The organism is Pelosinus sp. sgz500959 (assembly GCF_042610375.1).
Taxonomy (GTDB): domain Bacteria; phylum Bacillota; class Negativicutes; order DSM-13327; family DSM-13327; genus CTSoil-075.
This window is the reverse complement of sequence record NZ_JBGJZL010000005.1, coordinates 219,282-235,984: the sequence shown is the minus strand read 5'-3', so window position 1 is coordinate 235,984 and position 16,703 is coordinate 219,282. Positions and strand designations below refer to the sequence as shown.

The 16,703-nt window shown below is 40.1% G+C and carries 9 protein-coding genes; 1 reads left to right on the top strand and 8 read right to left on the bottom strand.

Annotated elements, in window-relative coordinates; translation table 11 throughout:
* Positions 1–151: 151 nt before the first annotated feature.
* From ACAN52_RS10020 to ACAN52_RS09995, 6 genes are all read right to left on the bottom strand, one after another.
* Positions 152–2,398 (bottom strand): DEAD/DEAH box helicase, encoded by a 2,247-nt coding sequence (locus ACAN52_RS10020; RefSeq protein ID WP_378954586.1) that lies wholly within the window; start codon positions 2,396–2,398, stop codon positions 152–154.
* Positions 2,373–3,707: an ATP-binding protein gene (locus ACAN52_RS10015; RefSeq protein ID WP_378954732.1), complete on the bottom strand. Its 1,335-nt coding sequence runs from the start codon at positions 3,705–3,707 to the stop codon at positions 2,373–2,375. The genes ACAN52_RS10020 and ACAN52_RS10015 overlap by 26 nt, the downstream gene beginning before the upstream one ends.
* 2 nt (positions 3,708–3,709) lie before the next feature.
* Positions 3,710–6,046 (bottom strand): TerB N-terminal domain-containing protein, encoded by a 2,337-nt coding sequence (locus ACAN52_RS10010; RefSeq protein ID WP_378954585.1) that lies wholly within the window; start codon positions 6,044–6,046, stop codon positions 3,710–3,712.
* A 463-nt stretch (positions 6,047–6,509) separates the two neighbouring features.
* On the bottom strand, positions 6,510–6,740 hold the full coding sequence (locus tag ACAN52_RS10005) for a hypothetical protein (RefSeq protein WP_378954584.1): 231 nt from the start codon (positions 6,738–6,740) through the stop codon (positions 6,510–6,512).
* Between the two features lie 190 nt (positions 6,741–6,930).
* Positions 6,931–7,200: a hypothetical protein gene (locus tag ACAN52_RS10000; RefSeq protein WP_378954583.1), complete on the bottom strand. Its 270-nt coding sequence runs from the start codon at positions 7,198–7,200 to the stop codon at positions 6,931–6,933.
* Between the two features lie 490 nt (positions 7,201–7,690).
* Positions 7,691–8,704: a hypothetical protein gene (locus ACAN52_RS09995; RefSeq protein WP_378954582.1), complete on the bottom strand. Its 1,014-nt coding sequence runs from the start codon at positions 8,702–8,704 to the stop codon at positions 7,691–7,693.
* A gap of 195 nt (positions 8,705–8,899) precedes the next feature.
* Here ACAN52_RS09995 and ACAN52_RS09990 point away from each other — a divergent pair, with 195 nt between their 5' ends.
* Positions 8,900–9,226, top strand: coding sequence for a helix-turn-helix domain-containing protein (locus ACAN52_RS09990; protein ID WP_378954581.1), 327 nt, complete (start codon positions 8,900–8,902; stop codon positions 9,224–9,226).
* A gap of 201 nt (positions 9,227–9,427) precedes the next feature.
* On the opposite strand, the gene ACAN52_RS09985 is transcribed toward ACAN52_RS09990, so the two are convergent.
* Complete coding sequence (locus ACAN52_RS09985; protein WP_378954580.1) at positions 9,428–10,147, bottom strand: hypothetical protein; 720 nt, start codon at positions 10,145–10,147, stop codon at positions 9,428–9,430.
* Complete coding sequence (locus ACAN52_RS09980) at positions 10,053–16,490, bottom strand: hypothetical protein (protein ID WP_378954579.1); 6,438 nt, start codon at positions 16,488–16,490, stop codon at positions 10,053–10,055. The genes ACAN52_RS09985 and ACAN52_RS09980 overlap by 95 nt, the downstream gene beginning before the upstream one ends.
* Positions 16,491–16,703 lie beyond the last annotated feature (213 nt).

The window sequence follows — 16,703 nt, the reverse complement described above, 5'->3', positions numbered from 1 at the left end:
AATTGTGCGTTTTTTTAGTTTATTAACAGAACGGGTGTCATCGCTACACCCTAGTCCTTGTCCCTCCATAACCCCGAGCCGCCTTGGGAAAAGGATTATTAGGGTGTTTGCTCCCTTGCGGACTATAGTAATTGAACTGATGAATCATCAACTAATCACTACGAGATCGCAATTCCTTCACTGCTCTACTCGCATTTTCCAACTCCAAATAAAGTGACGCATAGTTTCTTCCTAGAAGACTTACCGGCAGTAACCAGTCCCACTTTTCTTGCTGTTTATTCTCAACAAGGTCCGCTAAGCGCTCTTCCGACGGCAATACTCCTTCGGAAAACTCAAGCAATAAGTCGTAAATTAATTCGACTGAATCGGCCTCAACTGAAATATAGAGCCCTTCATTAGTAGCACGGTGTCCTCGCTCTTTAAATATAAGCGCTAAAGTATCTTGTACATTGTCACCTTTCCAAGTAAATAGCAGCACATCTTTACCCATTTTGATAATAGGTTTAGACTCCAACATAAGTTGTCGGAAATGGAAACGGGCTTCTCTCAGCAAGTCTGCTGAAACAGTATCTAAAAATGGAATTGGCTCCAACGATCCGAGGACTTCCCGCATCTCTTCGCGAACCTTATCGTGTAGTCTCGATCCGCCACCAAAGAATACAGGTGCTTTTCCACCTTTATCCGGTAATACGACGATAACTTTTTGTTCTTCATATACAGCTTCTACTCGCCAACGCCTTCCAGCGAATATTAAGTAGCTATCTAATGTGACAGCACGGCTAATTGGTAATGTTCCCAGTGGCTTCCCTTGATGTACTAATCTATATTCTTCGTCACTCTTGAAAGTTGCATAAAAGGAATAATGGTTTACCAACTTTTCGCCTAGTGCTCCTAATAATAGTAGCCCAGTATGATCCTGGATAATGACCTGTTGTTCTCCAAGTCCTCGCAGTAAAGTAATAAATTCAGATTTAGTAAGACCCGAGAATGGTCCGCTTTCACAGAATAGTTGCCAGGAACGTCCAGCGGTTAAACCTCCATATTGTACAATGACTGAAAGTAGTTGTTGTACCAAGGTAGATAGGTGTAAACCTTTTGCATGTATTGGTTCACACCATCCTTTTGTAAGAAGTTGAGTCATGGCTATGCTTTGTACAAGCTGTTCACGTAGCAGATCAGACAGTCTCGATTGCTGGTCAATTTCATTTTCAATACTAAAGGCCCGTAAGATGGCAGGCTCTCCTTCTTTTCTACCTGATCTACCAATACGCTGCCTTAAACTTGCTACCGAAGGAGGCGGACCTACTTGGGCCACACTTTTAACAGAACCAATATCTATCCCCAGTTCCAAGGTGTTGGTGCATATTCCTGTAGCCGGGTTCTCCTTTTCCTTTAGCGCCCGCTCAGTTTCCTCTCTTATCTCTTTAGATAGGCTACCATGATGAGGCCAGAACTCGTTTGGAACTCCTGCGTCCTCACACATTTTTCTTAATTTATCTGAAAATATCTCGACACTAGCGCGTGAGTTAGGAAAAACAAGATTGTTGTTTCCTCGTAATGAGGGGAATAACTTCCTAGCTACCCAATCATGAGATGTAAGCATCTGTTTCTCATACTGATCATCAGTAACGATATCCCCTGCGGTCAAAGTAACTGCATCAGTTTGTTTCCCAATCTTATACCCATATAATGCGATCTTAAGTTCTTGACTGCTATTTCCACTACATATTATTCGAACCCCTTCTGGGTTTTCTGGTCGCAAATAATTAGCAGCCATTTTCATATCGCCAAGGGTAGCAGAGAGGCCAATACGCGGTATTTTCTTATTTACTGCCACTTCCAATCGGTGTAGTAAACTCTGAAGTTGCTTACCTCTTTCAGTTCCCATAAAAGCGTGGACTTCATCGATAACGCAATATATCAGCCCTGAGAAAATGCTATTAACTTGGTGCCCGTAATTCATAAGCAACGCTTCAAGCGATTCAGGAGTAATGAGTACGCATCCTCCTGGCTTATTTAAAAACCTTTTCTTCCTAGAAGACGATATATCACCGTGCCAAGGAGTAACCATTATTTCTAGCTGCTCACATAAGAGTTCAAGACGATCCCATTGGTCATTAATAAGCGCCTTCAAAGGGCTAATATAGATCACGGTTGCTTGCGAATTTTGCATGCCAAGTAAACGGGTTAACACTGGGAAAAAGGCCGCCTCAGTTTTCCCAGAAGCTGTGGCGGCTGCAATTATCACATCTTGTTCTTCTAGAATTGCCGGTATTGCATATTCTTGTACATCCCTAAGCTCAGTCCATCTTAATTCCCAAATCCAGTGTTGAATCCGTGGATCAAGAAGACTAAATGCTGAGGATGCTTGGCTAGAGCTTGAAACTGGCGAACTCATCAGCATCAACTCCCGTTGATTTATGAACTATAGGATCAGTGAGCGATGGGGTATCAGTAAATACTTCATTTTGAAAACCCATATCTTTTTCTACATCTAAATCCCCTAGCAGGTTCCGCCAATCTGCATCTGCGTTTTGCTCAAGAACTGATAATAGATTAATGAATGCTGTAGTTGTTGTACGCGGAGTCCTAAAATAGCAATCCCCAATACGTTTATTGCAGTGATTCATAAAAGCAATTAATCCTTCGTCCGGCATCAGGTATTTGCTAGAATCACCAAACGCAAAGACATTTCGCAGTTTCCCAAGAAGCACTAAAAATTCTTCCTGACTTAGACTTGAGAGCCTAAGTACAGGATGGTTATAGTCCATAAAACCGTTTTTCGCGAAAGCATTTTCAGTTAAACGCGATTGTAATGCAGTATAGCTATATAAACCTCTGCGAACATCCATTAAAAACTCAGGAGTGCCCCCAAATATGAATCCCAACCCGTCCGAGTTACCCTGTAGTGAATCATTTAAGATACGAAGTATCTGTTCATAATTAGCATTACGGGCCTGGGTATTAGCAAGTTTATAGAGATTTACCATCTCATCTAGGCATACTACAACTCCTGCGTACCCGGCGAGTCTCACAAACTTGCTTAGTAGTTTTAACTGGTCGTAGACAGAAGCGTCATCGATAATTGTTCGAACGCCAAGAGATTTTCTCGCATCGGTTTTTGTAGTGAATTCACCACGAAGCCATCGGATTGCATCTACTTTTAGCTGTTCTTGTCCACTTTCGAACCCCTTCCAATAAGCCGCTATTACCGTTGCAAAGTCGTAGCCGTTCACCATCTCTGACAAATGAGCCAGTTTTTCATGAATTACTTGCTCGGGGCTTATACCTTTTGTAGTAGCCTCCATACGGGCATTAGAGATGAATCGTTCGATGATTCCCGCTAAAGCACCACCATCTGGCTTTGTTCTAGTCGAGAGATTTTTCATCAATTCAGCGAATAATGAACGGGCTTGCCCACCAGTCGAGTGTAGTCTTCTATCAGGATTTAGGTCAGCGTGTACGGTCACCAGTTTCTTCTCAAGAGAAACTGCCCTGATAAGATTAAGGAAGAAAGTTTTCCCCGAGCCGTATTCACCTATAACTAAGCGGAACATAGTGCCGCCATCAGCTACGCGCTCTATATCTTTCAGCATGGCCTCAATTTCACGTACCCGACCAACCTGGATAAGATGCTGACCGACACGAGGCACTACCCCGGCTCGAAGGGACTGCAGGACAGCATCGCGCTCTTTAGATCGTATCATACTCACTCTTTCATCACCTTCACAATCTCTTGGTTTATCTCAATTATGTCGTTGCCCTCGGCAAAAGGCTGATCAAACTTATCAAAGGCAGCCTCGTTGATTTGCTCAAGTACACCTTCTAACATAAGTCCCCTATCGTTAGCAATTTCATCTAACTCTGCTTTATTCCAGGTTTGTTTCCCTAAAAGTGTTTGTACTAATTCGGATAAAGCAGGTGACAATCCCCACAAGCATTCTATTGTCGATCCCATTTGTTGAGATTCGTCATTCAATAATTGCTCTGGAAGCAAGGCATCTTGGCAGGCTCCTTCTTCGCTAAAAATTGTGCTCAGAATTGAAGTAACCTTCTCGGAATCTGCCTGTAAAGCTGCAACCTTGCTCATATCAAGTTTTATCGTTCCAGCAATAGAAGTCTGGCTTGTAGCTGACGGAGTGGGTAAGGCAAATCCTCCTCCATTAGAAGAGGGCGACACTACGGTAATAGGCTCAATTGCTGCCTGATGCATTTTGCTATACAAATTAGTTGAATCAATTCCTAATAGCTTATAGATACGTTCTATGAGCTTCATCTCCTCAAACGGAACGCTTCCATCTACCTGGGAAACTTGGATAATTAGGTTACCAATCATTTCTTTCTGTGCTGCATCTAGGCTTTCAATACGTTTTTTCATACCAGACATATTTAAGTTTTGTGTACTCAACCATAATATGTGCGCCTTGAGGCGCTGTTGCTCCGCTGGTTTAAGATACATCCACTTATCGGCTTGGTTTACCAGCATAGTGATCTCCTCTTCTGAAACTTTCCCATCCACTTGTGAGACTAAGACAGATAAGTGCATAGCCAAAGATGCGACGGCATAGTGCGGGTCGAGAACAGCGTTCTGAGAATCCTTTCCTATATCAAAGATAACCACTTTTGAATCTGCCTCTGGCAGCGCCCCTCCAAATCTACAATCTGGTTCAATTCCTAAATTATAGTGATGGCTAAGCGCATCCAGAAATAATCCCATGCGTTTTTTAGACCTATCTTTCCATTCAGGGAATTGTGCTAAAAATGAAGATAGTTTCATCTCAATTGGACGCGGGTTCTTGGCTATGTCCAATTTAACTTGGTTTATTGCTTGCTTGACCGTATTAGGCCAAAGGGAGGCAGGTAACTCCAGCAAGGCATCAAGAGTACCTACTTTCTCTGGGCTTCGTCCAAGAAAACGGCTGTAACTGTCTAGCCTATCGTGGCAGGTTTGCACTAAAGGAGCAAATTTCTTAATATAGCTCGTTAAAACGGTAACGTCAGGTAAGTCTAACGATTTTGTATATGCTTTGGAACTAAGCAATGATTTGCTTGCTGGCTGATGGCTAAGAGCCAGTTTTGTCTTGTTGGATGTCAATTTTAATCCACCGTTGAATGCTCTTTCATATTCTTCAGCAAACATCATTTGAAACTCATCTTTACAACGCTGAGCTGCAGTTCTTGTAAACATTGGAGGGTTAGGTGTTGATAAATACCAAGCCAACGCCCAGTCAGGCGGGATAATCACTCCATCCCTCGCAATCTGTCCAAGCCCCACTCTCAATTCTAGAGGATACCCCGAATGATAGGTTGCAGCAGGTGCTGCTTGCTTATAAACAGTAGATTTCACGTAGTCATCAGCTTTAACATAAGTGAGCAAAGAATTTGCGTATGTATTAAATGATCCCTTTCCGCCATAGATACTGAGCAGTCTCTCTATTTCCGCCTGGATCGCATGAATCTCATTCTTTGCGGCTGGGCTATGGTCTATATCGTGCAGTAACCGTCTCTCTAATCCATAGAAATATAAAAATACATATCCGATATCCGCTTCTGGGTCGTTTTTCCCTGAAGATAGCCATTTTAAATATGCCCCCCTTGCCTCCGGAGAAATTTCCGAATATGAGGGCCAATAATCCGTTTTACGAATGCGATAGTCACAATTATATTTTTTTATCGGCAATTGGGGGTCTATAAGAGCACAATCTACGTTATATCCGGCGGGCGCCCTCAATCCATTACCTACATACACCATCCCACCAGATATCATATTCTCACAGACATTTATCGTGCTCCCCTGTCCAATCCAGAAGCTATCACTATCGGTCCGCGTTCCTTCCCCACGAGAGTAATTGCGCTGAGAAGGGTATTGATGTGAATTAACAGTGTTGTGATTGGGTGAGTCCGTCGTTTCAGAAGCTTTGTCCTTTGAAGAAAAGATTTTTACTAATACCCAGATTACTATTCCAAAAAGGCCCAACCATAAGAAAAATGACCCTAATTTGATTATTACCCCAAGTAAGACCAGTGCTCCTAATAATTGCAGCATACCGTTCCCCCTATGTACACATAATTATTAATATATTCTATTTATTCCAATATTCACCTTTAATAAGATATACGAAATAAATGAAAATATACTGTCCTTTCTCATCTGCTCTAAAAGCAGCGAATGATAATCTTTCTCGCTCGAAGATTATCTGTGAATTTATGGGATTCAATACAAAAACACGGGGGCAGGGATGTTGTATTGATGAAGAACAGCAAAATAATCTTTCAGGGGTAAAGTTATGTTAATTCACTGAATTGGTTCTAATTTGAGATCAATTCAGTCATCACAATCATCTGTAAGCTTGTCACATGAATATTTGTGAGAGAGCCACCCTGTGCAGGGGGGCTCTCTCACAAAGTACTGGAATAATAGTCCACGGAAACCCTCACGATGTAACAAAACGTTCATGATAAATCATCCATTCGGCCATTTCCATCCTATTACTCTCTAAAAATAACGATTAGACAAAATAGTTAAATGTCCAGTGACAATGAACGCCCTTGGCGGTTTTAGTAATAGTACCATATATTTTTTGACTTTCATGTTTTAAGACAACCATCTGGCAAAGCGCAAGCGTTTCTTCATCCGAGCGTGGTTTCTTGCGGAAACCCTTGTTAGGTATATGCCCACCACGTACCGACTCTGCTTTTCGAGCAGCAGCTCTCACAGCTAAATCTTCCTTATAATCCATATGACACCTCTGTTAAGAACTAAGAAACCGTATTAATATAATAGTGGTAAAAATCATCATTGATCTGAGCCCTCCCGTACAACTTGCCTTGCTTTAAATGCTGTAACAAATTGATTAATCTGCTATAAATCTTTTTATTATTCCATATATATTTTTTTCAATAAATTCGATCAATATTGGAATTTTTTTCTTACTGAAATAACGTATGCTTTAACAGATCGCACTTGTTATGTAGGTTTGTTATTGAATCTCTAGTTGCAGTTGTCTGCAATAGACAATCAGACTTCGCATCAAGTTCATCACATTTATGCATTAACATTCTTAAAAGCTGATTATTCTCGCCTAGTTTTCTTTCTATGCTTGATAGCTTATATTCAATATTTTCTAATCTATTGATTATTTGAGATTCTTCTGCTAAAAGTTGCTTTAGCCCGTCTAGGAGTTGCTGATGTTTTTCCAAGATTTTCACCTCCATTATCAATTCTTCAACGTAAATGAAATAACCTTTCTACATAGAACCTAATATCTCCAACGACCTTTACAATCTCAGCACTGCCAATCGCAAAAATTGCTACAGGCAATGCTTTTTAACCTACCTGTTGTACAGCAATCATCCAAACCTCGAGTTCATTATCTTTTAACTACTGTAATTCATTCATTAATAAACTTGCAGAGATTTCGCAGTTTCTTCGCAAGCGTTCCTGTGTATACAAATACTTCCGTAAGATCATTAAAAAAATTCCGCTATCAGATACAGATATAGCTACAGTTACATTAAATGTTGACTTTTCCTTAACGCTTATCTTTTCAATTAATCATGCTAGAATGGATTTATCTACTATTTAAGTAATCTGTTTGATTTCGAAATAGTTTCAGTTGTGGTAAAATAAATTTATCCTTCAAGTTGAACAACGTCAATTGTTCTTACAAAAAGGATATCTCTTCAATCTCTATTTTAGATTGACTTCCTTTCGGAGCATTTCCATAATGAAAACTACTGCACCGCCGACTTCTCTCCCGCCTTCACTTCCCATTGTATATTCATCAATTGGCGATAAGATATTGAGGCAAGAAGATATATACCACCCCTCCTTAGGGTTGGTACTTAGTTTGATTAAGAGGAATTTGTGCCCATTTGTTACAATGAGCTCTTCTACACCTCTCAAAACTTTAGCATGCCTGATACCCTCTTCTATGCATTTTGTTAATGGGTGCCCCAGAGGCTTCACTTCCATAATTCTAAAACAAGTAAAATTTTTTGTGGTGAAAAAACCAGCATCTGCATTGCAATATTGGTATCTGATGTGTGTATCTGACCATTCTAGTGCATCTAATATAGGCGATATAAGATATACAATGGTCTGTTGTTCAGTAATTTGTACCCTCTTTTCCATGTACCATTTGCATTTATTTCGTACCACATTCATTATATTGATAAATCTTGTGGCTGTATTGAGAGAAATTTCGTTTATTATTAATCTATTTATTATGTCTTGATCACTTAGGATCATGGGAGTATCGGGTAGATCTTCTTGCTTCACAGCTACACCATTTTTGATAATTTCCCATATTTCATTCCATACATTCGGATTGGCCTGCCCAATTCGACCCAAAAAGCAATGTCGGAACCCACCTTCGTAGGTGATCATTTCATCTGAGGGATTAATCTTCCATATCACTTTGCGTGCATGTTGCATATCTAAACCCAGTAGATCCTGAAAAACTAAATGGTGATCATATCCTCCTTCCACTTCGCCAACGGCACAAATTTTCCAACTTCTGTCGCTTAGGTAATCTATCATAACTACTTTATCTCCTGGTAGCATTTTAGTGCTGATTATATCAAAATAATCATCCTTGTCCTTATAAAGCGCCTTTTCTATTAGAATACATCCATATTTAAGGCAATATTTATTTATCGTTTTCCCTGAGTAATGCCAGAACTGCACCTTGTTATCTACCATATAGGCACCCCATACTCTTTTTCCATGCCTTCTCATCCTTTTTTTTGAATTATAGTCAATATTATTTGCCCTTTGGTCAAACCTTATTCCATTATAATTCGTCTTCATGTAACATGAAATATATGGAATTTAATTATGAAGCATCTTATTTTAAAAGTATCGTACAAATCTATATAGATAGGTGAGGAGTACCTGATGATTGGTCACAAGCTTAAATTGTTACGAGAATCCAAAAAACTTAGCCAAAATCATGTTGCCGATGCTATTGGAATAGATAATACTTCATTAAGCAAGTACGAGAATGATAAAAACATTCCAGACCTTTATACACTTCACGCGTTATCAAAATTTTATTGCGTACCATTAACTTATTTTTTACCAACGAAACATACCGAGCAGATTGAACTCACTAGCGTCTTAGAACATCAAGTTTCATTTGACGGTTATATATTAAATGATTACGATAAAAGCAAGATTTTTAGGATTTTACACATTCTCTTTGAAGATAAAAAAGGAAGCTAACCCGTTATATCGGGTTAGCTTCCTTTTTTGTTCTTGACGGCCAATCTGCTGCCGAAGCTCCTTTTTTATAACACTTGATTATATGTAAGCACAAAATAAAACCATAATACGAAATTGCAAATATGTCGTCAATATCATTAGACCTCACCGAATCCCTAATCATTATAAAAGATTACATTCAAGATTTTTTAAGAGTTCAGATTACCCAGAACCTTTTGTCTGAATTGAACTAAAAGAAGTATTTATCTCTTCAACTAAAATCCTAATCTCTTCAACAATTCGTTGTCTACGTTCAGCAGGTTGTATATCTATAATGGACACCTCGTTCTCCATACTTCGCCATTTTTTTTGTTGTGATAACCATCCATCAAGGGCCTCAATAATCTCAATTTCTTCTTTAGACAGCATCCCTCGATGCTCCTGAAGCCAACTCTGTTCTTTGCCAAAAGAAGCTTCAGCAATCGCGGTCAATATGGAAATTCTGCACATTTTTAAGCCCGCATCCTCTACTGTCTTTGCAAAACCCATCCATTCCCCACCTATTCGTTTTACATCTTGGGAAGACAGCATTGTCCAAGGATTTTTCTTCGTTCTAATGTTTTTAATTGCTTCTAATACACCGTCCAGATTAGAAAGAGGTCGGCTACTACTCGGAAGAGCTGAGCGGTGATCCCATAGTTTTATAATTGCCTCACAACATTTTTCCCGAGCCTGACTGCGTAAACTTGGATCGGTCATCACATTATCGGCTGCGTCAATTAATTCAGCAACATAGTGTGCCATCCATCTTCCAAGTGTATCAACGCCAGGCTCTAGAGCAAGCTCCTCAACGAGTTTTTTCCCTAATGCAATAACGTTCTCGGAGCGTTTCGAGAGTTCCGTCCGCGTGGATGAGGTAGATTTTTGCTTTACCTGGGACATATTTTCCTTTTCCCTCCTTATCGACCCAGCGGTCAATCGTACATTTAACGATAAGGCAACGTTGTCTTTCATTGAGATAATCCAACAGAGTATTCACATCTACCCGTAGTCGATGCCCCACTGAATAAAATTCTCTATATTCACGATCAGTCAGCGGTTGTTCGTTCCAACACTCCAGAAGAGTCACCATATAACCACTCTTCTCTTTCCGCCAATATTGCTTCCTATCAGGCGAATATTCGAGGTTAGCCCATTCTACGAAATCTACTCCTGGAATCACCAGAGAACTTGATATATGGTTACTTAATGGATCATCTTTGTCTATGCCTTCACTATTTGCTTCCATTACTCTAAGCCATCCTTTGAGTTCAAATCCTTCTGAAAAAATTTCTAACTCATCCTTCTCATCAGAAGGAACACGGTAGTCATTAGGATTAACAGCAGTCTGCAATGCGCGCAAAAGTGCGGATGCAGTATCGGGATTTACTAAAGCACTTGAAATATGCATCGATTCAGAAGCCCCGTGGATCGCACGCCTATAGGACCCATGCAATACGAGAAATTTGGGAACTGGCGATTCAGTCAATCCTATGAGTGGATCAAAAGCGTCTGGTGAAATTTCTTTATCCCAGTTTTCACCTACTTTCTCATCCAGCTGCCAATAGATATCCTCAAGCGGTAAAGAATCACGTATATCAGCTAACCAATAAGCAGGCCATGTTAATGTCCACCTTCCAAGCCAGTGACCATATAGATCATTCTCCCATTTGTCATATAAAACCGGACGAGTTTTTAGTAGTTCATCTGCTACACAAAACATTGAATGCCATTCAGCGTAGGTTTGAACAGTCTCAATAGTTGGTCCACTGCATTGTCCATGGGAATATAGAGCATAATCATATCTTTGTCGTATCCAGTCCCTCTTATAATCTATGTCTGCAGGCATGCCCCACCTATCACAAATCCATATTTCAGCCAGCTGAGCTATTGTATCTCGGTCTTCTCCAAACACTCCTGCTAAAGGATTGTACCAATATGGCAGGGTGTCCATGGTATTGAAACTAAACCGAAGCTTTTTAGAACTCGTGTGACGATTACATGAATAGTGTCTATTCTTTGCCTTATTTAGGGGTAAAGTACTTTTATTAATAGCTGATAATGCAGTTATCTCACTTCTGGAGTATATCCCCGGCTCATGTTTGTTTAGTTTCAATGCAGTAGATTGAGCAAAATGCCGTAAGAGGGCATGAGGTACGTCAGGTTCTAATGCTTCTTGCATAATTTTTATTGCATGATTCTTAATGGAGGTTGGATGTTCTCCTGCAAGACGTTCGAGAAGAATAAAAGTCCATAACCGAGCTGACAACCAAAAGAACCCATGTTCATAATCAATCATTGTAGCGCAGCACTTATCATCACATAATGCTACTAATAAATCAATTATTTCATGATACCCTTGATGCACCATTCGCCGAACTGCATGCGCCGCTCGCCAGCGTAAGCGTTTATCGGGGTGCCCCAATAGTCTCCAAATGAGCTTAGCAACTATTTCAACACTATTTTGAGGTGGACGAAGTTCTTCCCGCCACACCCCATCTGCACACGCCTTTGGTATTTTAGTAGAAAGCCGTTCAAGCAACCATTGTAAAAAAGTTTCGGTTTCTGTAGCTGAAAGAGAGATCCTCAGCTCTTGAATTACTTCATACGTTATCTCAGCCGAAGACCCTACAAATTGGGGAAGAACGCCAACAACTACATTGTATAGTTCTGCGTCATTTACTCCAAATATCGATTGGAATTGTTTCAATGCGTTAGATCTAGAATGATAACTAGTCATCATCTCAAAAAAACGTCGTCCTACGAAATCTGCACCTTTTTTCTCCCGCCAATCACGTACACTGGGATGAATTAACCATCCCTCTATCCGATTGTTAAGAGCCTCTAAAAGTAAATCCACCGAAAGTTTTTCTGCTTTAACCATTAGCAGCGCATCTAGTTGTGTTGTATAATCTCTCACGGTACAACAGTGTTGCATCCGACATAATAACTCTTTTTGAAATTCACGTCCATATCTATCAAACTTGCGGACTTCATCAATTGCTAATTCAATTTCATCAGCGGTAAGGAACGACCGACTCTTAAAAATTTCTTCCCAATTAGGCACTTCTAAATCATTTGCCGTTTTACACGCAGTATCATATACATTGGGCTTTTTATGCATACTTTCAAGAAAACTCAAAAGCTCTATTAGGGAAATAACGCCCTTACTATGTTCAACATTATGCATTTTTGCCCAATGAACCACAGCCGTTGCTCTTGACTTACGCTCACTAATTGGAGCATGGAAACAAATATCTTTCGCAATTAGGGATAATAACTCTATGGCACGCACTTTCCCTTCCGATGCTAGTACAGCATCAAGGATTGTCATTGCAAGCTGCTCATACCTGTTTTTATGATTTTCCGATAAAATACTTAATGAATACGCCACCGTGGGGGATATGAAGCTCCTACGAACAGCAACCTCAAGTACTTTAAATATTTCATCTTCAATATTCCTCACGCCTCGATCATCCCACCTACTCAATATAGCGAAAACAGAGGCCGGATCAAGGAAGAACACTCCTTTGATAGCTTCTTCCCACGGGAAATGATCCCAACCATCCATACGTCGATGGCAGTCCTCTACGAAGCGTGCAAATTGATATGCTAGTTCTGCATTAGAATATAACGAATTATTCGATACCTTATTAGCAATAGAAGATATACAAATTATTTGAGTAAATACTTCCTCATCAATCTCCGAAGCAGCTTCCACGGCAAGTTTGAAGTAATATCGAGCAACATCCGGGGCAATCATCTCGGCAACCCGAGTACACTGCACTAATAATTCAATTTGCTCCTTAGATGTTCTAGGCGCTATTTCTAAATCTTGACGTACCTCATCTAGCAAACTAAGTGCCTCCACGTGAAGCGTTTGCAAAGCGACTACTTTCCCTGCCAGCAGCAACTGAAAATTAGCAATATCTCCAACCCTCTTTTGGGATATTATTCCTATTATTTTTTTTACCCACGAATTAGGAATTTCACGAACCATAATTGCTGCATCAGTTAGAGCCTGTACCATTAAGCTATAAATAGGTAACGCATTATGCCTAAACTCAACCATATAGTCCCGTTCAATTTTCCCAAGGCACTCATCCATTCCACTTTGAAAATGTGCCGATGAAATATTACCTAAAACTACATCAGCTCTTAATTCATACGCAGGTAATAGAAAACCAAAAACGTGATCAAATTCACTCCGTTTTGTTTTAAGAGCTTCTAATTCTTTGTATGAAAGATCTTTTTTCACATCCCGTAGCTCATCGGGAAGAAAAATGTCCAATGTGATTTGCTGATTAGTCAGTTTCGCTTTTAGCGCCCGTGAACGGAGTATGCCGACGACGCGGTCAACCTCATCACCAGATAAGTATGGCATATAGTTGAGGATCGGAGGAGAAAATATATCTACTATAATGGGTAGAAAGCATCGTAATGATTGTACTCTAGCGACTTCTTCGCAAAGCGTAATACCTGCCAAAGAAATGCTCACATGCGGTTTGTCCCCACGCAAGCAAAATCGATGCCATACCTTCGCCGCTCTCTCTACCAATACTAGAGGAGGATTATTGTTAGTTTCCTTATAAGCTTTCAAAATAGCAAGACATATATCAGCCCGAATAGGGATCGCAGAGAAATGTCGTTCAAATACATCAACCCCGTCTACGCGCAGGATTTTTGCTGATAGACGATATACACACTCATATACAAAACGTTGACGAGTAAATCCATTTAACCAGCTTCTAATCTTATCCGCTCCGCGTAGTCTTAACATTGCCTCTAATCCGGATGCAATATCTTCAGATTTAATAGGATATCTATGTAGTCCTCGCTCTTTTTCTTCACATGTCGAGCGCCATCTGAGCCAACCGAAGGCTTCTTTTAGCTTCTCATCAGCTTCTTCTCTTGTTGATTCAAACCTTGACAGCACTGCCGCACTATGAAAAAGACTAGAAATCGGCCATTCTTGTTTTTCAATATCTAAATGAAGTCTTTGAACAGTCTGAGCATCACCAAATGTCTCGGCTAAATCAGCATTCTCAATAATCAACGTTCTTACTGCTTTATCTGCTTTAACCGTTTCCGCAGCAATCCAAAGAAGCTTTATAACCACTGAACGTTCTTTCTCATTTTTCCCCAACTCGATAGCAGACCTAATGCGTTTAAGTAGGAGTTCTTGTCTTTCTATTGGATCAGCAGTAGCACTCTCAATATTTTCTTGAAGTACTAAATCGCTTAGATCTTTAAAGCGATTTGTACGGGCTAAAAAAGTATCTATATGGTAAGCGGCGTAACTATCTACATTACGATTTTTATAAAGTAAATCACTAATACGATGTATCATTCCGGCCGTATCTGTAGTCCGTTGACGTAAATGATCCTCGAAATCCTGGTCGCTAAAGGATATCGAACCATCATTTTCAATTAAACCAAGGCGAGTTTCAACACATAAACTCTTTATGGTATCCGGTACAACTCCAGCAAGTTCAGCCGCATAAGCTAGAGGTACTGGTCTAGGCAAGGCAACTAGCGCTTCGCAAATCCGGTCAATTTCTTCAGATACCCCATGCCGTTGCTTCGCCTCATTCAACCAGCTTTCAATCAGCCCCCCCAAAGATTTACCATCTGGGCGTAACGGAGATAAAACAGCATCAATACCCTGACTCCTCAATTCAAGGGCATACCCCTGCACTCGTGGAATACCTTGAGTTAGTCGATAAAATTCTTCTGCTTGAAAATCAGTTGCATCAGGGAAATATAGTCGTAAATGTTTGGAGCTTTCTGCTGCATCAAACCCCACAAGTTCCAGTAGTTCATGATCTGGTAAGTTGAGCATTATCTTATTCTCAGTACGACAAGTAACCACCAATCGAGAGCCATTTGGAAACGGTTGCCTTACAATATCATCAACGAAGCTCTTTTCGTTCTTGTCCCTAGCAGCGCTAGCACTATTATCTGCAGCATCGATAGCAATTACAACTAACGCTTCTGGATTCGATGTTCTTATTAAAGAGATGGTAGTTTGAATTCGAACTAACAATTCTCGCATATAATCTTCAGAAGTTAAATTGAAGTGTAAAAGAAGAGGCCCTCCCACTTGAACGGCAAGTTCATTAACGATTTGCGAAATTGCCCTGCTGTGTGAATGGCGTGTATCTGCTGGATTTAGGTAGGTTCCTCCCCCATAACAATCAAATACAATTACAATAGAGTGCGATGGCAACTTGTCTTTGATTGACTGAACAAGCGTGGTTTTCCCCTTTCCACCCCCAGAATGAATACAAATTATTTTTTTCGTACTTGTTTGAATAATTCGTGCAAGTTCTGCAGATTCATTTCTCTCAAGTATTTGCTGAGGCAACTCTAAGCATGGTTGTGCTGGAAATATTTTTTTATAGTTACATCCAAATATAGGAAGAATATCATATTTTGTTAATGGTGGTTTATTAGCAGCCTGCGGCATCATACAATCCCAAATTAAATCCTTCAACTGTGTATATTGGGCCTTTACATCTCCTGGTCCAAAGCACCCCAATTCTTTGATCAAATTAACACTCTGTCCAAAGCGAGATTGTTCGCCACATTCAGAAACATCCAGTACTCTTAGAAAATCAAGAAACATCCGCGAACTAAGACTAGAACTGTTATATAAACGTTCAATTTCCACGTATTCGTCAGCAGAAATGCTATTTAACAACATTCTTGTAGTCCCCGGATTTTGTTTATTAAGACATTCCTTTACTGCTGCAAGGGAACGGCTCAATAGTTCACTCGCAGGCCGGTTACTTACCAGTTTTAATATCAGCTTCTGTATAACTGCGCCTTGACCATAGTCACTATAATAGCGTTCAAATGTTTGGGCAAGCCTGTGAACAATTGATCCTGTCCAATTATTAGTCGTAGTTTTTCTCTTGCCCCTAACTTTACCCTCACTTAATCGCGCAGCTGTCCATTCTTTTTCAGGGGTTCTAGTACTGTACTTAAGCTGAGACAAAACTATTGTTTTGGCTAAAGTAAAGCGTTCTCCTCCATAATATTCCGCAAGGTCAATTGCTAGTAATTGATCACCCTCTGGATCTAGAAATTTTGCCTCTTCTGGATGTGGGCCTTCTATGCTGAGCGCAAGTAAGTCTGATTTGGGTATTAGAAGACTTAGTGCTTTTCGTCCAGCCCATAGTAGGTGAAAGTCATCACCAGCACTAGATTCTCTAGCTCCCGGTAACTGTTTTGTCTCGTCCATATCTTTTCTCCCCATTCTAGACTTGATTATCATATGAATTATAAATTTGCATCTAAGTTATTGTTTACTACCTGATTAAAGTTCACATTTATATCAAAGCCCTTTGCGACATCCTAAAGCCTATCTATATGAGTACTTCTCTAACAGCTTACATTGTCTATGATATAGTTTGGGAAATCAGCTATTTTGGCATTGCTCTACTAGTGATTATAA